We start from the raw sequence: 19,169 nt of genomic DNA, 5'->3' as shown, positions 1-19,169 counted from the left end.
CGGGGGGACCCCCAGGACCCCCACCGCCCGCCCGCGCCGCCCCGGCGGCGCGGGCGGGCGCGGTCGCGCCCCTCAGGCACGGCGGCGGGCCTGCCAGATCGCCGCCGCCCCCAGCAGGACGACCACGGCGAGCCCCGCGACCAGGCCCACCGACGGGCCGGAGCCGTCCGACTCGGCCTCGCCGGGCTCGGCGGGCGCGGGGGCGGACCTCTCCGCCGCGACCTGCTCCCCGCAGCCCTTCTCCGGGTAGCCCGATATCGCGCACAGCAGGGCGTTGGAGTCGTAGCGCAGGGGCTTGGCGACCGCGGCGAGGGCCTCCGCCGTGCTGGCGTCCTCGGCCACCTGCGCACAGGCCGTGCGGCCGGCCGGCGGGGTCTCGCCGGACGGGGCGTCGGCGGGGGTGCCGAAGTCGATGACCAGGGCCACGCGCTTCGTGCCGTCCTTCGCCGGGGTCCCGGCGCAGATGGTGCCGAAGTCCGCGGTGCCCCGGGGCTTCGCCGCGTCGCCGGAGTCCTCGCTGACGGAGAAGCGGAAGCCGTGGACGTCGCCGTCCGAGGGGCGGGCGAGGGACGGGCCCTGGGTGGCATACGTCCACGCCGTGCCGTCCTGCTCCCAGAAGGACCAGTAGCGGTAGCCGACGGCCTGGGCCTGGCCCGCGCCCGCCAGGAGGGGCAGCAGCGCGGCCAGGAACAGCAGGGCGGCCCGGCGGATCACGGCTGCCGCTTCTTCGCGCGGCCGCTGAAGAGGAAGCCGATGCCGATGCCGGCGATCAGGCAGACGCCGACGAACCACCAGACACCGAAGCCCGGGCCGGAGTCGTCCTTCTTCTCCTCGTCGGCCTTCTCGGTGCCGGTGGTCTTCTCGGGGGCGGGCCCCGTCGCCGTCAGCCGCTCGACCAGGTCCGTGCCGCCGAAGGCGCGCGGGTCGGCGCCCGTCGCGTGCGCGGCGAGGATCAGCTGGGCGTAGGCGGCGGGACCGCTCTGCGCCGCCCAGCCGGCGGCGTTCTTCTCCAGCCAGGCCGCGGACCTGCGGGCCTGCTCGGTGGAGCCCTGTGCGGCGAGGGCGACGACCGCGTCGGCCGTGTTCCCGTAGTCGGGCTGGTCCTCGGCGCCCGGGAGGGCGGAGACGAGGTGGCCGCCCTCGGCGAGGGCGTCGGTGAGGTACGCGGCACCGTTGGCGGCGGCCTGCCCGGGGCTGTCCGCCTCGGCACAGGCGGCGTCCGCCTGCCCGCCCTTGCCGGGGCCGGCGGCCAGGCCCGCGCCGAGCGAGCCGAGCACGCCCGCCGCCGTCGCGTCCGCGTTGGCGGTCAGCTCGCCCTTCTTGCCCGGCTGGAAGGCGAACGCGCCCGCGCCGTCGCCCTCGCAGGGCAGCGTGAGCCCCAGCAGGGCGTCGTAGGGGGACCTGCCGTCCTTCTTCACCTCGGCGGGCTTCTCGCCGGCGGCCGCGAGGGCGCCGACGACGACCGAGGTGGAGTTGGTGTCACTGGCGCCGCCCGCGACGTAGCCCCAGCCTCCGTCCTTGTTCTGTACGGACTTCAGCCAGCCGACGGCCTTGTCGGTCACGGCGTCGTGGCCGCCGAGCGCGGCGAGCGCCTGGACGGCGGCGGCGGTCTGGTTGGTGTCGACCGTCGTCGTGGCGTCGCAGGCCTTCGCGGTGTCGGCGCGGTAGGGGGCGAAGGAGCCGTCGGCGCACTGCTGCCCGGTCAGCCAGTCGACGGCGGCCTTCGGCGGCGCGACGCCGGCCGTGTGCTGCGCGAGCAGGGCCAGGGACTGGCGCCAGACGCCGTCGTACTGGGGGTCGCCCTCGCCGTAGAGGGCGGAGGGCAGGGCCGGCCGGGACGGCGACGGGGACGGTGCGGCGGCGGCCGGTGCGGCGGCGCCGATCACGGCGACGGCGGCCAGAACCGCTGCGCTGCGGCGGACAATCATGATCGGCGGGTGCCTCTCCCTGAAGAGGGCCGGGCAGCGCGGGACACCCCGGCGGCTCGGCTCCGTATACCTCGACGGTGCCCGTGCCCCGGCGGGACTGCCGGGCACGTGAGCCGGTCACGAACCGTGTGGGGCAGTCCGGCTCACCGTCCCGGCCTCTCGGCGGACGGTTCACGGTTGCGGGTCAGCGCCGGAATTGCACCGGCTTCCCCCCGTACGGGTGTGATGACGACGCCGCCACTCTACCCGCCCGTAAGGAGGGGGTCAGGGGTGGCCGGGGGAGGGGGGAACGGGGGTGGGGGCATGAGGTGACGGAGGTCACGGGAGCGACGGGACGTGGCCCACACCCGCACTGCCCGGGCGGGGGACTGCGGGTGCGGGCCCGTGCGGGGCGGCGCGGTCCGGGTCAGGAGGCCGTGCAGACGCCGACCTGCGGCGGAGGCGTGTTGCCGCCGTTCACGGTGAAGCCGCAGCTGGCGGACGCCCCGGCCGCCGGGGATCCGTTCCGGCTGGAGCGGACGGTCATGACGGTGCCGCCGCCGTCCCGGGTGGGTGAGCCGTCGCACAGTGTCGAAGGCTTCGGCTCGGTCGCGCGGTCGTCTCAGCAGTCGCCGGAGGCGGCCCGCGGGGCCGTCAGGTCCACCAGGCGGCACGCCGTCTCGATGTCGGCCCCGACCTGCGCGATGGAGGCGCGGCCCGACAGCCAGGTGATCAGCGCCGAGTGCCAGGTGTGCTCGATGACGCGGACCGCCGAGAGCTGCTCCGGCGTCGGGTCGGTCAGCCCCATGGCGTCCAGGATGATCATCGTGGTCTGCCGGGAGACCTGGTCCACCTCCGCGCTCACGCTGCGGTCCGCGAAGGTCAGGGCGCGCACCATCGCGTCGGCGAGCTGCGGATCGCGCCGGAGGGCCCGGAAGGCCCGCATCAGGGTCTCCGCCACCCGCTCGGCGGCGGTGTCGCCGGCCGGGGGGTTCCTCCGGAGCGTTCCGTGCATGTGCTCCAGCTGGTCCTGCATCGTCGCGACCAGCAGGTGGATCTTGGACGGGAAGTACCGGTACAGCGTCCCCAGCGCGACCTGCGAGGACTCGGCGACCTCACGCATCTGCACCGCGTCGAAGCCGCCCCGGCCGGCCAGTTGGGCGCACGTCTGGAGGATGCGGCGCCGGCGCGCCTCCTGCCGCTCGGTGAGAGGGGAGGCCGGGTCGGGGCGCGGGGCGGCGCGGGGCGTGCGCGGGGGAGCGGGGGCGGTGCGCGTGGTGCCGGCCTCCGGTCGCGCCGGCCCGCCGGCCCCCGCCGCCTCGGTGCTGTTGCCTTCCGCGGGCATGGGTCCCGTCCGTGACAGTCGGTGAGGGTCGATGGTCGGACAGCATGGCACGCCGTCCGCCGTGGCGTGAATCACCTGATCCACTGCTCCCGGCATCCCTACCTGCCGGTAGATTCGGATCCTCCAGACGATCAACTCTGAAACTTGTTCTAGATCGGCGTCCCGGCGTAATCTCGCGGGACAGTGCAGGAGAAGGGGGCCCAGAGTGACCGCTGAGGCCAGTCAGGCCGGGCCTTCGGCGGGCCCCGCATCCGACGGCTTGCGACCGCTCCGGATCGCACTCCTCACCTACAAGGGCAACCCGTTCTGCGGCGGCCAGGGCGTCTACGTGCGCCACCTCTCCCGCGAACTCGCCCGCCTGGGACACCGCGTCGAGGTGATCGGCGCCCAGCCCTACGCCGTGCTCGACGAGGGCTACGACGGGCTGGGCCTCACCGAGCTGCCCAGCCTCGACCTCTACCGCCAGCCGGACCCCTTCCGCACGCCGAAGCGCGACGAGTACCGCGACTGGATCGACGCGCTCGAGGTCGGCACGATGTGGACCGGTGGCTTCCCCGAACCGCTGACGTTCTCCCTGCGCGCCCGCCGCCATCTGCGCGCCCGGCGCGGCGACTTCGACGTCGTCCACGACAACCAGACGCTCGGCTACGGCCTGCTCGGCGACGTCGGCGCGCCCCTGGTGACGACCATCCACCACCCCATCACCGTCGACCGGCGCCTCGAACTGGACGCCGCCGGGACGTGGCAGCGGCGCCTCTCGGTGCGCCGCTGGTACGCCTTCACCCGGATGCAGAAGCGGGTGGCGCGCCGGCTGCCGTCCGTGCTCACCGTCTCCGGCACCTCCCGCCAGGAGATCATCGAGGACCTCGGCGTGCGGCAGGACCGCATCCACGTCGTCCACATCGGCGCCGACACCGACCTGTTCTCGCCCGACCCGTCGGTGGCGGTCGTACCGGGCCGGATCGTGACCACCTCCAGCGCGGACGTGCCGCTGAAGGGACTGGTCTTCCTCGTCGAGGCGCTGGCAAAGGTGCGGGCCGAGCAGCCCGGCGCCCACCTCGTCGTGGTCGGCAAACGGCCCGCGGAGGGGCCGGTCGCCCAGGCGGTGGAGCGGTACGGCCTCGAAGGCGCCGTGGAGTTCGTCAAGGGCATCTCGGACGCCGAACTGGTCGACCTGGTGCGGTCGGCGCAGGTCGCCTGCGTGCCGTCGCTGTACGAGGGCTTCTCCCTGCCCGCCGCCGAGGCCATGGCCACCGGCACCCCCCTGGTCGCCACGACCGGCGGCGCGATCCCCGAGGTCGCCGGACGGGACGGCGAGACCTGCCTGGCCGTTCCGCCCGGTGACGCCGGGGCGCTGGCCGCCGCGCTGACCCGGCTGCTGGGCGACTCCGAGCTGCGGGCCCGCCTCGGGGCGGCCGGACGCGAGCGGGTACTGCGGCAGTTCACCTGGGCGCGCGCCGCCGAGGGCACGGTGGCCCGCTACCGCGAGGCCATGGCGACCGCGGCATCCGGCGCGGGCCGTGCCACCGGCGCCGTCCCCGCGGCCGAGCCCGCCGCGCACCGCCCGGCCCCGGCCGGCGCGGACGTCCTCCCCGACACCCTCCCGGACACGGGCGCCGTCCCCGTGCCCGCGGCCGACACCTCCGATCGCGAAAGCAGGGCCACGTGCTGACCGTCGACTTCTCCCGGTTCCCGCTCGCCCCGGGCGACCGTGTCCTGGACCTCGGGTGCGGGGCCGGCCGGCACGCCTTCGAGTGCTACCGGCGCGGTGCCCAGGTCGTGGCGCTGGACCAGAACGCCGACGAGATCCGCGAGGTCGCCAAGTGGTTCGCGGCGATGAAGGAGGCCGGGGAGGCGCCCGCCGGGGCCACCGCCACCGCGATGGAGGGCGACGCGCTGGCCCTGCCCTTCCCGGACGAGTCCTTCGACGTCGTCATCATCTCCGAGGTGATGGAGCACATCCCCGACGACAAGGGCGTGCTCGCCGAGATGGTGCGCGTGCTCAGGCCCGGCGGACGCATCGCCGTCACCGTGCCGCGCTACGGACCGGAGAAGGTCTGCTGGACCCTCTCCGACGCCTACCACGAGGTCGAGGGCGGCCACATCCGCATCTACAAGGCGGACGAACTGCTGGCGAAGATCCGCGAGGCGGGACTGCGCCCGTACGGCACCCACCACGCGCACGCGCTGCACTCGCCGTACTGGTGGCTGAAGTGCGCCTTCGGCGTGGACAACGACAAGGCGCTGCCGATCCGGGCCTACCACAAGCTGCTGGTCTGGGACATCATGAAGAAGCCGCTGGCCACCCGGGTCGCCGAGCGGGCGCTGAACCCGGTGATCGGCAAGAGCTTCGTCGCCTACGCCACCAAGCCGCACCTGCCGCGTGCCGCGGCCGAGGCGGACGCCACGTGACCACCCCCAGGACTCCCCGGACTCCTCGGACCGAACACCTCGTCCTACCCGGTGTGCTGACCGCCGACCAGGCCGCCGGGACCGTCGCCGGGATCCTCGCCGTGCAGCGCGAGGACGGTGCGATCCCGTGGTTCCGGGGGCACCACCTCGACCCGTGGGACCACGTCGAGGCCGCGATGGCCCTGGACACCGCCGGTGAGTACGAGGCCGCCGAGCGGGCCTACCTCTGGCTGGCCCGTCACCAGCTGGAGGACGGCTCCTGGTACGCGGCGTACGCCGACGGCGACCCGCTCGACATCACCGACCGGGGCCGGGAGACCAACTTCGTCGCCTACATCGCGGTCGGGGTGTGGCACCACTACCTCTCCACCGGCGACGACACCTTCCTGGACCGCATGTGGCCCACCGTGTGCGCGGCCGTGGAGTTCGTCCTGCGACTCCAGCAGCCCGGCGGGCAGATCGGCTGGCGGCGCGACGACGACGGCACGCCCACCGCGGACGCGCTGCTGACCGGCTCCTCGTCCGTCCATCACGCGCTGCGCTGCGCACTGGCCGTCGCCGAGCAGCGCGAGGAGCCGCAGCCCGACTGGGAGCTGGCGGCGGGCGCGCTGCGGCACGCGATCCGGCACCACCCGGAGCGGTTCCTGGACAAGGACCGCTACTCGATGGACTGGTACTACCCGGTCCTCGGCGGCGCGCTCACCGGCGCGGAGGCCAAGGCCCGCATCGAGGAGGGCTGGGAGCGCTTCGTCGTGCCCGGCCTCGGGGTGCGCTGCGTGGTGCCCAACCCGTGGGTGACCGGCGGCGAGTCGGCCGAACTCGCCCTGGCCCTGTGGGCGATGGGCGAGTCCGACCGTGCGCTGGAGGTGCTCCAGTCCATCCGGCACCTGCGCGACCCGGAGACCGGCCTGTACTGGACGGGGTACGTCTTCGACGACGACGCCATATGGCCGCGCGAGCTGACCACGTGGACGGCCGGCTCGCTGCTGCTGGCGGTCGCCGCCCTCGGCGGCCACGAGCCCACCTGCGCGGTCTTCGGCGGCGACCACCTGCCCAGGGGCCTGGACCCGGACTGCTGCCCCCTCACCTGAACCCGGGCCGCCCCCGCGGGCGGCCCGGTCGGGTGAAGCCTCGGGACACGACTCCGGGGTGCCGGGGCCCGGTTCAGTGGCGGCGCAGGCGGCCCGCGATGGCGTGGCCGATGAACAGGTAGACGACGGCGGCGAGTCCGTAGCCGAAGACGACCCGGGCCCATTCCTCGTCGAAGGTGAACAGGTCACGCGACCAGGCTGCCAGCCAGTTGGCCGCGTCATGGACGAACTGGACCAGGTCGTTGGCCCGGTTGGCCTCCAACAGGTACATCAGAATCCACAGTCCGAGGATGACGGCCATGACGTCCGCGATCACCGCGATGACCGTCCCCGCGGAGGTGGAACCAGAGCGATATCTAGGGGACATGCTTTCCGACTGGCCCCGAACGCCCGCTTGAAACCAGGACGTTCGGCCGGACCGGTCGGCAGGGACTTCCGCGCCGCGGCCCCGGCACGGCAACGGCCCCCCGCCCGCAGGGGCGAGGGGCCGTGACGAGGAAGGAGCCGCCGGAGATCAGCCGCGCTGAATGCCCGACGTGTCCTGCAGGACGCCGCGCCGGCCGTCCTGCGTCTGCGCGACGAGCGCCTGGCCGCGCTGCTCGACCGCCAGGTACCAGGTACCGGGGGCGAGTTCGGCGATCGGCGTCGACGAGCCGTCCTCCGGGAACAGCGGCCGGGGCACCGGCACGGCGAACCAGAACGGCGAGAAGTCACCGGCGGGCGCCGGGGCACTCGGCTGCCCCTGCTGCGGCTGTCCCGGGAAGGGCTGCTGGCCCGGGCCACCGGGCTGGCCCGGCTGCGGCTGACCACCGAAGGGGGGCTGCTGCCCGCCCGCGCCCGGGTAGCCGTAACCGCCGGGCGGTTGGGCGCCGTAGGGCTGCGGCGCGGCCGGACGGGCGGCCGGGAGGAGGGGGCCCTTGAGGGCGGGGACCAGGGGCGTGGCGACGGCGGCGCCGGCCATGAGGAGCGTGGCGACCAGCGCGAGGATCAGGCCCGTGCCGGCGCCGATGTCCGCGGAGAAGCCCCCGCTGCCGTCGAAACCGCCCACCGGGTCGAAGATGTTGCCGAGCGCGCACCAGGCGGCGAACACCGTGAAGGCCACGCCGAACTGGCCGAGGTCGAGACCGGCGACCTTGCGCGGCTGCGGCAGCCCCCGGGCCACGACGACCAGCGCCGCACCGATGATCCCCGCGAGCAGGACGCCGAGCACGACCGGCCCGCTGTCCCACAGGTTGGGGATGTCCGCGCTGTCCGGGGCGCCATCGATCGAGTACAGATCGAGGAACGACGCGATGAACAGCAATACCGCTGCTCCGATCACCACGCCGTCGCCTCGAGTGAGGGAGCGGATATTCACTTCAGGTCCTTCGTAGGTCGTCTCGTCGTCGGAAGAGGCGTCGCTGTCACCATGTCGCCCGAAGGTGCCGGTGCGAAGCGCGGGGGTGGCCCCTCATCGTACGGACGACACTATCGTCCGCAGGATCGGGCTGTCCGCCTGGATCACTGCGCTGATCCCTACCCGCGCAGGAAGCTCACGATTCCGTCGGAGATCCCTCGCGCCGCCTTCTGCCGCCAGGCACCGCTGGTCAGCAGTGCCGCGTCCTTGCTATCGCGCATGTTGCCGCACTCGATGAACACCTTCGGAACCGTTGACAGATTGAGACCGCCCAGGTCCTTACGCGTGACGAGTCCGGTACCGCCACCGGTGTAGTTGGAGGGCGCGCTGCCGGTGGCGCGGACGAAGTGGCCCGCGATGCGCTCGCCGAGGTCGCGCGAAGGCCCCACGATGGCGCGGGTGTCGGCGGCACCGGAGCGCACGGTGCCCGGCAGGATGACGTGGAAGCCGCGGTTGCCGGTGCCGGAACCGTCCGCGTGCAGGGAGACGACGGCGTCCGCCTGGGCGTCGTTGCCGATCCGGGCCCGCTCGTCGATACACGGCCCGAACGGCCGGTCGTCGTCCTGCGTCAGTTTCACCGTGGCGCCCCGAGCTTCGAGGAGCGTACGCATCCGGTGGGCGACGTCGAGGGTGAACTCGGCCTCGGCGTAACCGTCGTCGGTGGACGTGCCGGTGGTGTCGCACTCCTTGCGGTTCGTGCCGATGTCCACCTGACGGTTGATCTCGGAGGTGTGCCGGAAGTTGCCCGGGTTGTGCCCCGGGTCGATGACGACGACCTTGCCCTTGAGCGCGCCGGACGCGGCGGGGGCGGACGCCGACGGGGACGTGGCGCCGGGCCCGCCGTCCCCGGCCGACGGCGAGGTGCTCCCGCCGGAGGGCGACGGCGTACGGGTCGCGCCCGACGCGGGACCGGAAGCAGACACGGAGGCGCCCTCAGGGGTCCCGTCCTTCCCCGACCCGCCCACGGCCGCGTACACGCCCCACCCGAGCAGTCCGCCGGAGGCGAGCGCGGCGAGCGCCACGGTCAGGACGCGACGCCGGGGCCGTCGGGGCTGGGGAGGTTCGAAGCCGGGACCTGTGTACGACACGCAGCCACCCTAACGGTGTCAGGCACCCGGCCCCGTACGGCGCAGGACGCGCAGCGAGCCGGTGGCCGACACCTCGGTGAACGCGCCGGACGCGAGGGCGCGGAGGTGGACGCGGTAGGGGGCCTGCCCGGTGAACTCGTCGACGGGGTCGGGGAAGACGTCGTGGATGACGAGGAGTCCGCCCTCGGCGACGTGCGGGGCCCAGCCCTCGTAGTCGGCGGTGGCGTGCTCGTCGGTGTGGCCGCCGTCGATGAAGACGAGGGCGAGCGGGGACGCCCACAGCGCCGCGATCTGCGGGGACCGGCCGACCAGGGCGACCACGTGTTCCTCCAGGCCCGCCCGGTGCAGGGTGCGCCGGAAGGTGGGGAGGGTGTCCATCAGGCCCAGTTCGGGGTCGACGGTCTCCGGGTCGTGGTAGTCCCAGCCGGGCTGCTGCTCCTCGCTGCCGCGGTGGTGGTCCACGGTGAGCGCGGTGACACCGGCCGCGCGGGCCGCGTCGGCGAGCAGGACCGTGGAGCGCCCGCAGTAGGTGCCGACCTCCAGCAGGGGCAGGCCGAGGCGGGCGGCGCCGGCCGCCGCCTCGTACAGGGCCAGGCCCTCGTCCAGGGGCATGAAGCCCTTCGCCGCCTCGAACGCGGCCAGGATCCCGGGCCCGGGTGCCATCGACATGGGGCTTGCCTCTCCCGAGGTCGCGGATGTGTGCACGGCCCCATGCTGCCCCACACCCGGCGCACCCGGAGAACAGGGGGTACCGGCAGGTGACCGGGCCTGCCGGGAACCGTCGTTCAGGGGCCGGATCGCCCACGGGGGTCGGCGTGGGCGGTGGGGACGCCCGCCGTTCCGGCGGGCGCGCCCAGGACCGACTCCGCGCGGGCCGGGTTCGCGTCCTCCTCGCTGCTCGCCCGGAGCCGCGGACGCTGTTCCGGCCGGCCCGGCAGGAACAGGGCCAGCAGCAGGCCGACGGCCACGGCGGCGGTCGCGATCAGGAAGGAGATCCGGAAGCCGTGCGGCGTCGGGATCTCCACCCCGCCCACGGTGTCCGCCGTGTTCGCCAGCACCATGCCGATGACGGCGCTCGACACCGACGTACCGATGGACCGCATCAGCGTGTTCAGGCCGTTCGCCGCCCCCGTCTCGGAGGCCGGGACCGCGCCGATGATCAGCGCGGGCAGGGAGGAGTAGGCGAGGCCGATGCCCGCGCCGAGCACCACCGAGGTGACGACGGTCTGCCAGACGGCGTCCATCAGCCCGAGCCCGCCCCCGTACCCGGCCGCGATGATCAGCAGGCCGAGGATGAGGGTGCTCTTCGGGCCGTACCGGGTGGACAGCCGGGCGTAGAGGGGGGCGGTGAACATCATCGTCACGCCCAGCGGGGCCACGCACAGGCCCGCCACCACCATCGACTGGCCGAGCCCGTGCCCGGCGGGCAGCTGGAGCAGCTGGGGCAGGACCAGGGAGACGACGAAGAAGGACACGCCGACCATGATCGACGCGAGGTTGGTGAGCAGCACCTCGCGGCGGGCGGTGGTGCGCAGGTCCACCAGCGGCGCGGCCACGCGCAGTTCCATCAGGCCCCACAGGAACAGGACCACCACGGCGGCCCCGAACAGACCCAGCGTGGTGCCCGAGGTCCAGCCCCAGTCGGCACCCTTGGAGACGGGGAGCAGGAACAGCACGAGCCCGGCGGACAGGCCCAGGGCGCCCGGCAGGTCGAAGGTGCCCTCGGCGCGCACCGGCGACTCCGGTACGACGGCCAGGGTGAGGACGACGGCGAGGACGCCGAGGCCCGCGGCGCCGAGGTAGAGGGCGTGCCAGTCGGAGTGCTGGGCGACCAGCGCGGCGGCGGGCAGCGCGAGACCGCCGCCGACGCCTATGGAGGAACTCATCAGGGCCATCGCCGAGCCCAGCCGCTCCCGCGGCAGCATGTCGCGCATCAGGCCGATGCCGAGCGGGATCGCGCCCATCGCGACACCCTGGAGCGTACGGCCGGTGATCATCACGATCAGGTCGTTCGTGCTCGCGCTGACCAGCGCGCCGGCGACCATGACCGCGAGACTGGCGATCAGCATGCGCCGCTTGCCGTACAGGTCGCCGAGGCGGCCCATGATCGGGGTGGCGACGGCGCCGGACAGCAGGGTGGAGGTCAGCACCCAGGTGGCGTCGGAGGGGGAGGTGTCCAGCAGGCGCGGCAGGTCCTTGATGACCGGGACCAGCAGGGTCTGCATCACCGCGACGACGATGCCCGCGAAGGCGAGCACCGGGACCACGGCCCCGCCCGCTCTGCCGGAGGGACGGTCGGGCGTCGTCTGCGTCATGAAGGGTGCCTCCGGGGCCGGCCGTTCTCAGTGATACGTGCACACCGAACCCCGTACACCGAGGCAACTATTCCGATGCTTTGGCACCCTAACGAATACTTGACCGTTCCTTGAGGCTGTCAAGAGGCCCCCGGCCGCCGGCAGCGCTCACCGCTGTGCCACCTACGCCGGGCGACCGAGACCGCGTCGGCCTAAATGCCGATGCGGGTGCCGGGGACCGGTTGAGAGCATGGCCGCCATGCTGGAAGCCCCCGACACCGCCCGCCTGCCCGCACGCACCTCGTCCCCCCTGTGGCTGGTGGTGGCGCTGGCCTGCGCGGGGCAGTTCCTCGTCGTCCTGGACATCTCGGTGGTGAACGTCGCGCTGCCGTCGATGCGCAGTGCCCTGGCGCTCGACGAGCGGGGCCTGCAGTGGGTGGTCAACGCGTACACCATCGCCTTCGCCGGCTTCATGCTGCTCGGCGGCCGCGCCGGTGACCTCTACGGGCGCAAGCGCATGTTCCTCGTCGGCCTCGGCCTGTTCACGCTGGCCTCGCTCGCGGGTGGCCTCGCCCAGGAAGGCCGGGAGTTGCTGCTGGCGCGCGCGGCGCAGGGCCTGGGGGCCGCCGTGCTGGCGCCCTCCACCCTCACCCTGGTCACCTCGGCGGTGCCCGAGGGCGCGGCCCGTGCCCGCGCCATCGCCACCTGGACGGCCGTCGGGGCGGGCGGCGGCGCGGCCGGCGGGTTCGTCGGCGGGCTGCTGGTGGACACCCTGTCGTGGCGGTGGGTGCTGCTGATCAACGTGCCGATCGGCGCGGTGGTGCTGGCCGCGGGAGCCCGCTGGCTGCCGGGCGGCCGGGCCGGGGCCGGGCGCCGGCTCGACCTGCCGGGCGCGGTACTGGTGACGGCCGGTCTCGCCACGCTGGCGTTCGGCATCTCCCAGACCGAGGCCGAGGGCTGGGCGGCGGGCACCACCCTCGTGCCGCTCGGCGCGGGGCTCGCCCTGATCGCGCTGTTCCTCCTCGTCGAGGCGCGGGCCAAGGCCCCGCTGATGCCGCTCGGGCTGCTGCGGCTGCGGTCGGTGGCCTCGGCGAACGTGGCGACGTTCCTGAGCGGCTCGGCGATGTTCTGCATGTGGTTCTTCATGACCATGTACGCGCAGAACGTGCTCGGCTACTCCCCGCTGGAAGCCGGCCTGGCCCTGGTGCCGAGTTCGCTCGCGGTCGTCCTCGGCTCCAAGCTCGCACCCCGTCTGATGCGCACGGCGGGACCGCGCGCGGTCGCGGTGCTCGGCACGCTCACAGCCGTGGCCGGGTGCGCCTGGCAGTCGACGATGACCGTGGACGGGACGTACCTGACCGCGATCATGTTCCCCGGCGTCCTGATGATGCTCGGCGCGGGCCTCGCCGGAACCCCGCTCGCCGCACTGGCCATGTCGGGCGCGGCGCCGGGGGAGGCCGGTATGGTCTCCGGGCTGATCAACACCTCCCGCACGATGGGCGGCTCCCTCGGCCTCGCGGTCATGTCGACCATCGCGGCCGCCCGCACGGCGGGCGTGCCGACCCCGAAGGCCCTCACCGAGGGCTACGCGCTGGTGTTCGGCGTGGGGACGGGCGTCCTGGCGGCAGGGGCGCTCCTGATGTGGGTGTGGCTGCCGCGACGGTGGACGGGAGCGCACTGAGCCGAGGGGGGATACTCCCCCGAGGACCGGGCGAACAGGAGACCCATGCCCATCGACGCAGCCCGGGCGCTCGCCGCCCCGCCCCGCACCACCCGGATCTCCTGGACGGCGAAGGACGTCCTGCTCTACCACCTGGGCATCGGCGCGGGCCGCCCCGCCACCGACCCCGGCGAGCTGCGCTACACCCTGGAGTCGCGGCTGCATGTGCTGCCCGGCTTCGCCACCGTCGCCGGCGGCGGACCGCCCGGCGTGATCCGCGCCCTGTCCGTGCCCGGCGTCGACGTCGACCTCGCCCGCGTCCTGCACGCCGGACAGTCGCTCACCGTGCACCGAACCCTGCCGGCCGAGGGCAGCGCCACCACCACCGACAGGATCACCGCCGTGTACGACAAGGGCGGGGCGGCACTTCTCGTCCTGCGCACCGAGGCGGCCGACGGCGGGGGCCCGCTGTGGACCTGCGACGCACGCGTCCACGTCCGCGGCGAAGGCGGCTGGGGCGGCGACCGCGGCCCGTCCGCGCGGACCACGGCGGCGCCCACGGGCCCGCCGGACCGGACCCTCGACCTGCCCGTGCGGGAGGACCAGGCCCTGCTCTACCGCCTGACCGGCGACCGCAACCCCCTGCACGCCGACCCCGGGTTCGCGGCGGGCGCCGGGTTCGACCGGCCCGTCCTGCACGGACTGTGCACCTACGGCATGACCCTCAAGGCGGTGGTGGACACCCTGCTCGACGGCGACGTCACCCGGGTCCGCTCCTGCGCCGCCCGGTTCGCCGGGGTCGCCCACCCGGGGGAGACGCTGCGGATCCGGCTGTGGCGCGGCGACGGCGGGGTGACGGCGACCGTGACCGCGGCGGAGCGCGGGGAGGCGCCGGTGCTGGCGGACACCACCGTCATCCACTCCTGAACGGCGAACGGCCCCGCCCGTCGGTGTGCGACGGGCGGGGCCGTGCCGGGACGTGCTGCCCGGCGTGACGTCAGGCGGCCGATTCCGCGTGCTCGTGCTCCGGTGCCGGCCTGCGGTGACGGCCGCGCGGTGACGCGTCGGCCTCCCGCGTGGAGACCGGTCCCCGGTGCCTGCCGTGCCCGGCAGCGGCCTGCTCGTTCTCGGCGTTCTGCGCCTGGTTCGTGCGGATGTCGCTCATCGGAAGGAATTCACCCCGTAAACATGATCTTTCCTACAGCCGGGCGAGTCTAACCGGCACACCACATCCCGGATCCAGGCGGCCACGCCGACCGCCGCTAGTTCGTTACAAGCCGTGCCAGCGGCGCCTGTTGCAGCGGAACGGGACGGGGTACGGCGAGGGTCTCGGAGACGCCGTACGCCACCGGGGCGGCGCCGGCGGGCAGTTCACCGGACGCCCCGGACGACTCCCCCTGTCCCGACGGCCGTTCACCTGTACCGGCCGCGTCCGGGACGGCCGCCGGCGGACGGACCGCCAGCCCCTCGGGCCGGCGCTCCTGCCCCGGCACCCGCAGCACCGCCACCCCGCACGGCACCGACCGGGTGGCGTACGGCAGCCGCAGCGCACCGTCCGCCGTCCACAGCCCGGAACCCGTCAACCACCCCGCCGGGGCGGGGAAGTGGCGTACCTTGCGCTCCGCCGGCCGCCACACCCCGACCCAGCTGCCGGCCGCGCCGTCCACCCGCAGGGCCACCGCGCAGCTCTCCGGGGTCAGCATCTGGCCCGGCTGGATCGCGAACGGCGTCACCGTGCAGTCCGGCAACCGCAGGCACTCCGGGAAACGCACCGGCAGCGTGCTGCCCAGCACCCCCCAGCCCAGCCGGTCGCTACCCGGGGACGGCGCGTCCGAACGGATCAGCAGCAGCCCGCTGTCCGGGTCGGCGAGCAGCACCCGGTCGTCGCTCCCGTCGCTGATCTGCAGCAGCGGGGACACCTCCCCGCCGCGGGCCAGGTCCACCACGACCGCCTTGGTGCACCCGCCTGCCTCCCGGTCCAGGGCCAGCATCCGCCCCGCCCGGTCCAGCCACACCCCGCCCGAGCAGCGGCCGGGGACCTCCGCGACCCGCTCGGGTCCGCGCGCGCCGCCCGCCACCAGCCACACCGCCGTCGCACGCCGGCCCGCGGCGATCACGTACGCCCGCTCCCCGCCCGGCGCGGGCGGCAGCAGCCGCAGCCGGGTCTCCTCCTCCGGGCAGGCGACCGCGCCCAGGGGCAGTTCCCCGGTGCCGGCGCCCGCCGGGTACAGCAGGGAGAAGGAGTGCCGCCCGTCCGCCCGCCGGTGGATGAGGACCCGCCCGTCGCCGAGCGGCTGCACCTCGGTGCCGGGCTCCTCCGGCTGGTTGCCGGGCAGGGGCACCGCGTAGGGCTCCGGGCCGTCCAGGGTCCAGCGCTCCGGGAAGAAGGAGTCGCCGGCGAGGGCGAGGCGCGCGGCGTAGCCCCCGTCCGCGGTGATGGTGCAGCCCGCCCGCCCGGCTCCGTCCTCATGTCCCGCCACAGGTTCGATGGCACAGACCGTCATCGTTCGGTCACCTCCGGTGACGAACGGTAGTTTTCGCCCGCACCGACGGTGGCGGGTGACGGCCCGCTTCACACATACGGGTGCTCCAGGAACGATTGAGCTGAGGTGGGAGAGGAGTTGTGCTCCGCCGGGCGGCGACCGCCTCCGGGGGAACGGCGCCGGTTCGGGCGGGGAGGGCAGGCAGGTAGCCTTGCAGCGTGCCCCGTCTGTCAGAAGTCATCGCCGCGCTGGAGAACCTGTGGCCCGCCGAGCGGGCCGAGTCCTGGGACGCGGTCGGCACCGTCGTGGGCGAGCCCGGCCAGCAGGTCACGCGGGTCCTGTTCGCCGTCGACCCGGTCCAGGAGACCGTCGACGAGGCGGTGGCCCTCGGCGCCGATCTGCTCGTCACCCACCACCCGCTCTACCTGCGCGGCACGACCACGGTCGCGGCCTCCACCTTCAAGGGCCGCGTGGTGCACACCCTCATCAAGAACGACGTCGCGCTGCACGTCGCCCACACCAACGCCGACACCGCCGACCCGGGAGTCTCCGACGCCCTCGCCGGGGCCCTCGGCCTCCGGGTCGTACGGCCCCTGGTGCCGGACCCGTCCGACCCCGGGGGCCGCCGGGGCCTGGGCCGGGTGTGCGAGCTCGACCACCTGCTGACCGTGCGCGACCTCGCCGCCCGCGCCGCCGCCCGGCTGCCCGCCACCGCGCAGGGCATCCGCGTCGCCGGCGACCCCGAGGCGCTGGTGCGCACGGTCGCCGTCAGCGGCGGCTCCGGCGACAGCCTCTTCGACCACGTCCGGGCCGCCCAAGTGGACGCCTTCCTGACCGCGGACCTCCGCCACCACCCGGTGTCCGAGTTCGTAGCGGACCGCGCCCACAGCCCGCTCGCGCTGCTCGACGCGGCGCACTGGGCCACCGAGTGGCCCTGGTGCGAGCTGGCGGCCGCCCAGCTCGACGAGATCTCCGACCGTCACGGATGGGGCCTGCGCGTCCACGTCTCGAAGACGGTCACCGACCCGTGGACGGCCCACGCGGCATCCGCCGGCCCGTCGCCCGCCACCGCCCTCGCGGGGAGCGCCTCGCGCGCCCCTTCCGACACCGACACATCTGGAGCCCCCAACTGAACGCCGAGCCCGCCGACCAGATCCGACTCCTCGACGTCCAGGACCTCGACGTCCGTCTCCAGCAGCTCGCCCACCGGCGCCGGTCGCTTCCCGAGCACGCCGAGATCGAGTCGCTGAACCGGGACCTCACCCAGCTGCGCGACCTGCTCGTCGCCGCGCAGACCGAGGAGAGCGACTGCGCCCGCGAGCAGACCAAGGCCGAGCAGGACGTGGACCAGGTGCGCCAGCGTGCCGTCCGCGACCAGAAGCGCCTCGACTCCGGTGCCGTCTCCTCGCCCAAGGACCTGGAGAACCTCCAGCGCGAGATCACCTCCCTCGCCAAGCGGCAGGGCGACCTGGAGGACGTCGTCCTGGAGGTCATGGAGCGCCGCGAGTCCGCGCAGGAGCGGGTCGCCGAGCTGACCGAGCGGGTCGGTTCCGTCCAGGGCAGGATCGACGACGCGACCGCGCGCCGGGACGCGGCCGTCGAGGAGATCGACGGCGAGGTGGCCACGGTGACCAAGGAGCGCGAGGTCGTCTCCGGTTCCGTGCCCGCCCCGCTGCTGAGCCTGTACGACAAGCTGCGCGGGCAGCAGGGCGGTATCGGCGCGGCGAAGCTGTACGCCCGCACCTGCCAGGGCTGCCGCCAGGAGCTCGCCATCACCGAGCTGAACGAGATCCGCTCGGCCGCGCCCGACACGGTGGTGCGCTGCGAGAACTGCCGCCGCATCCTGGTGCGGACGGCGGAGTCGGGACTGTAGGGGATCGGGGCGGTCCGGCTGTGCGGGAGTTCATCGTCGAGGCGGACGGCGGGTCGCGGGGCAACCCGGGACCGGCCGGCTACGGGGCCGTGGTCAGCGACGCGGCGACGGGGGAGACCCTGGTCGAGGCGGCCGAGTACCTCGGTGTCGCCACCAACAACGTCGCCGAGTACCGGGGTCTGGTGGCCGGTCTGAACGCCGCCCGTGAACTGGACCCGGAGGCGCGGGTCCACGTCCGGATGGACTCCAAGCTCGTCATCGAGCAGATGACGGGCCGCTGGAAGATCAAGCACCCGGCGATGAAGCCGCTCGCGGCGGAGGCGGCACGCGCCTTCCCGCGGGAGCGGGTGACGTACGAGTGGATCCCCCGCGAACGGAACAAGCACGCCGACCGCCTCGCCAACGAGGCGATGGACGCCGGCAAGCGGGGCGAGACGTGGTCCCCCGCGGCGTCCCGGGCCGACCTGGACACCCCGCCCGCCGCCGCGGCCCCGCCGGCCGACGCGGCAGCGGGCGCGGCCCGCGTCCGCGCGGCCCTGGCCTCGGCGTCCGGTGCCTCCGACGCCGCCGGGGAACGGCCGGGGAGCGAGGCCGGTACGCGTTCCGCGCCGGACGGCGGGAGCACGCCGGCGAGCGCCGGGGTTCCCGGGGACGGCGGTGCCGACCGGGCGGAGCGTCCCGCCCGGGACGGTGCGGGCGCGGAGGCGGCCTCCGGTGCCGCCGGCGTGGTCACGGGCCGTGTGCGGGCGGGTGACGGTGTCCGGCGCGTACCGACGGCGGGCACCGGCGGTGCCGCGGAGACCGGTGCCGAGGGCCTCACCCGGGCCGGGGAAGCGGAGCCGGGTGTCGCGACCTCGGACGCCGGGGCGGCGACCGGGCGCGGGCCCGTTCCGGCGGCGGCCGGGGCGGACGCCGACCGGCGGGCCGCGCAGGCCGTCGCCACCCCGGGCGTCGGCTGGGCGCCCGCCGACATGGGAGCGCCGGCCACCTTCGTCCTGCTGCGGCACGGGGAGACCCCGCTGACGCCGCAGAAGCGTTTCTCGGGGAGCGGCGGCAGCGACCCCTCCCTCTCCGCCGCCGGCCGGGAGCAGGCGGAGAAGGCCGCCGAGTTCCTCGCCCGGCGGGGCACCGTCCAGGCGGTCGTCTCCTCACCCCTGGCCCGTACCCGGGAGACCGCCGGCATCGTCGCCGCCCGCCTCGGCCTCGACGTGGGCGTGGACGACGGGCTGCGCGAGACGGACTTCGGGGCCTGGGAGGGCCTCACCTTCGGTGAGGTCCGCGAGCGCCACCCCGACGACCTGAACGCCTGGCTGTCCTCCCCGGACGCCGAACCCACCGGCGGCGGCGAGAGCTTCGCGGCCACCGCCGCCCGGGTCGCCGCGGCCCGTGACAGGCTGATCGCCGCCCACACCGGCCGTACGGTCCTCCTCGTCACCCATGTGACACCGATCAAGACGTTCGTGCGGCTCGCCCTGGGCGCCCCGCCCGAGGCGCTGTTCCGGATGGAACTGTCGGCCGCCTCGCTGTCCGCCGTCGCGTACTACGCCGACGGCAACGCCAGCGTCCGCCTGTTCAACGACACCTCGCACCTGCGCTAGGGAGTCGGACACCCCCCAGGAG

At 74.6% G+C, this 19,169-nt stretch carries 18 protein-coding genes; 8 read left to right on the top strand and 10 right to left on the bottom strand.

Going from position 1 to position 19,169, the window contains the following annotated elements; translation table 11 throughout:
• Positions 1–72: 72 nt before the first annotated feature.
• The 3 genes from IE118_RS02605 to IE118_RS02595 form a co-directional block, all read right to left on the bottom strand.
• Positions 73–714, bottom strand: coding sequence for an SCO2322 family protein (locus tag IE118_RS02605; protein WP_189555570.1), 642 nt, complete (start codon positions 712–714; stop codon positions 73–75).
• Complete coding sequence (locus IE118_RS02600; RefSeq protein ID WP_189555569.1) at positions 711–1,928, bottom strand: SCO2321 family membrane protein; 1,218 nt, start codon at positions 1,926–1,928, stop codon at positions 711–713. The genes IE118_RS02605 and IE118_RS02600 overlap by 4 nt, the downstream gene beginning before the upstream one ends.
• A 601-nt stretch (positions 1,929–2,529) precedes the next feature.
• Positions 2,530–3,252 (bottom strand): TetR family transcriptional regulator, encoded by a 723-nt coding sequence (locus tag IE118_RS02595; protein WP_189555568.1) that lies wholly within the window; start codon positions 3,250–3,252, stop codon positions 2,530–2,532.
• A gap of 205 nt (positions 3,253–3,457) precedes the next feature.
• Here IE118_RS02595 and IE118_RS02590 point away from each other — a divergent pair, with 205 nt between their 5' ends.
• The 3 genes from IE118_RS02590 to IE118_RS02580 are packed head-to-tail and all read left to right on the top strand — an operon-like array spanning position 3,458 to position 6,755.
• Positions 3,458–4,924, top strand: coding sequence for a glycosyltransferase family 4 protein (locus tag IE118_RS02590; protein ID WP_189555567.1), 1,467 nt, complete (start codon positions 3,458–3,460; stop codon positions 4,922–4,924).
• The gene (locus IE118_RS02585) at positions 4,918–5,664 is read left to right on the top strand and encodes a class I SAM-dependent methyltransferase (protein ID WP_189555566.1); all 747 of its coding nucleotides are present in this window, start codon (positions 4,918–4,920) and stop codon (positions 5,662–5,664) included. The genes IE118_RS02590 and IE118_RS02585 overlap by 7 nt, the downstream gene beginning before the upstream one ends.
• A complete protein-coding gene (locus tag IE118_RS02580; RefSeq protein ID WP_189555565.1) occupies positions 5,661–6,755 on the top strand; it encodes a prenyltransferase/squalene oxidase repeat-containing protein in 1,095 nt (364 codons plus the stop codon). The genes IE118_RS02585 and IE118_RS02580 overlap by 4 nt, the downstream gene beginning before the upstream one ends.
• A 73-nt stretch (positions 6,756–6,828) precedes the next feature.
• Here IE118_RS02580 and IE118_RS02575 read toward each other — a convergent pair whose 3' ends face one another.
• From IE118_RS02575 to IE118_RS02555, 5 genes are all read right to left on the bottom strand, one after another.
• Positions 6,829–7,122 (bottom strand): hypothetical protein, encoded by a 294-nt coding sequence (locus tag IE118_RS02575; RefSeq protein ID WP_189555564.1) that lies wholly within the window; start codon positions 7,120–7,122, stop codon positions 6,829–6,831.
• A 147-nt stretch (positions 7,123–7,269) separates the two neighbouring features.
• On the bottom strand, positions 7,270–8,112 hold the full coding sequence (locus IE118_RS02570) for a DUF5336 domain-containing protein (protein WP_189555563.1): 843 nt from the start codon (positions 8,110–8,112) through the stop codon (positions 7,270–7,272).
• Positions 8,113–8,270: 158 nt separating this feature from the next.
• Positions 8,271–9,239 (bottom strand): N-acetylmuramoyl-L-alanine amidase, encoded by a 969-nt coding sequence (locus tag IE118_RS02565; protein ID WP_189555562.1) that lies wholly within the window; start codon positions 9,237–9,239, stop codon positions 8,271–8,273.
• A gap of 18 nt (positions 9,240–9,257) precedes the next feature.
• The gene (locus IE118_RS02560) at positions 9,258–9,908 is read right to left on the bottom strand and encodes a class I SAM-dependent methyltransferase (RefSeq protein WP_189555561.1); all 651 of its coding nucleotides are present in this window, start codon (positions 9,906–9,908) and stop codon (positions 9,258–9,260) included.
• Between the two features lie 116 nt (positions 9,909–10,024).
• Positions 10,025–11,554, bottom strand: a complete 1,530-nt coding sequence (locus tag IE118_RS02555; RefSeq protein WP_229846642.1) for an MFS transporter — start codon at positions 11,552–11,554, stop codon at positions 10,025–10,027.
• 229 nt (positions 11,555–11,783) lie between these two features.
• Between IE118_RS02555 and IE118_RS02550 the strand changes: the two genes are divergently transcribed.
• Entirely contained in the window at positions 11,784–13,214 is a 1,431-nt protein-coding gene (locus IE118_RS02550) for a DHA2 family efflux MFS transporter permease subunit (RefSeq protein ID WP_189555560.1), read from the top strand.
• A gap of 45 nt (positions 13,215–13,259) precedes the next feature.
• On the top strand, positions 13,260–14,120 hold the full coding sequence (locus tag IE118_RS02545; protein WP_189555559.1) for a MaoC/PaaZ C-terminal domain-containing protein: 861 nt from the start codon (positions 13,260–13,262) through the stop codon (positions 14,118–14,120).
• 70 nt (positions 14,121–14,190) lie between these two features.
• On the opposite strand, the gene IE118_RS02540 is transcribed toward IE118_RS02545, so the two are convergent.
• Both IE118_RS02540 and IE118_RS02535 read right to left on the bottom strand, forming a co-directional pair.
• Positions 14,191–14,358, bottom strand: coding sequence for a hypothetical protein (locus IE118_RS02540; protein ID WP_189555558.1), 168 nt, complete (start codon positions 14,356–14,358; stop codon positions 14,191–14,193).
• A 97-nt stretch (positions 14,359–14,455) separates the two neighbouring features.
• Positions 14,456–15,697: a hypothetical protein gene (locus IE118_RS02535; RefSeq protein WP_189555557.1), complete on the bottom strand. Its 1,242-nt coding sequence runs from the start codon at positions 15,695–15,697 to the stop codon at positions 14,456–14,458.
• A gap of 197 nt (positions 15,698–15,894) precedes the next feature.
• On the opposite strand from IE118_RS02535, the gene IE118_RS02530 reads away from it, so the two are divergent.
• From IE118_RS02530 to IE118_RS02520, 3 genes are read left to right on the top strand one after another with little or no spacing between them, the layout of a single operon-like run.
• Entirely contained in the window at positions 15,895–16,809 is a 915-nt protein-coding gene (locus tag IE118_RS02530) for a Nif3-like dinuclear metal center hexameric protein (RefSeq protein ID WP_189555556.1), read from the top strand.
• The gene (locus tag IE118_RS02525) at positions 16,806–17,549 is read left to right on the top strand and encodes a zinc ribbon domain-containing protein (protein WP_189556056.1); all 744 of its coding nucleotides are present in this window, start codon (positions 16,806–16,808) and stop codon (positions 17,547–17,549) included. The genes IE118_RS02530 and IE118_RS02525 overlap by 4 nt, the downstream gene beginning before the upstream one ends.
• Before the next feature lie 20 nt (positions 17,550–17,569).
• Complete coding sequence (locus tag IE118_RS02520) at positions 17,570–19,147, top strand: bifunctional RNase H/acid phosphatase (RefSeq protein ID WP_189555555.1); 1,578 nt, start codon at positions 17,570–17,572, stop codon at positions 19,145–19,147.
• The last annotated feature ends 22 nt before the right edge of the window (positions 19,148–19,169 follow it).

It is taken from the genome of Streptomyces pilosus (genome assembly GCF_014649835.1).
In the GTDB taxonomy this organism is placed as follows: domain Bacteria; phylum Actinomycetota; class Actinomycetes; order Streptomycetales; family Streptomycetaceae; genus Streptomyces; species Streptomyces pilosus.
Note: the sequence above shows the minus strand (reverse complement) of the source record. Positions and strands in the feature narration are given on the sequence as shown.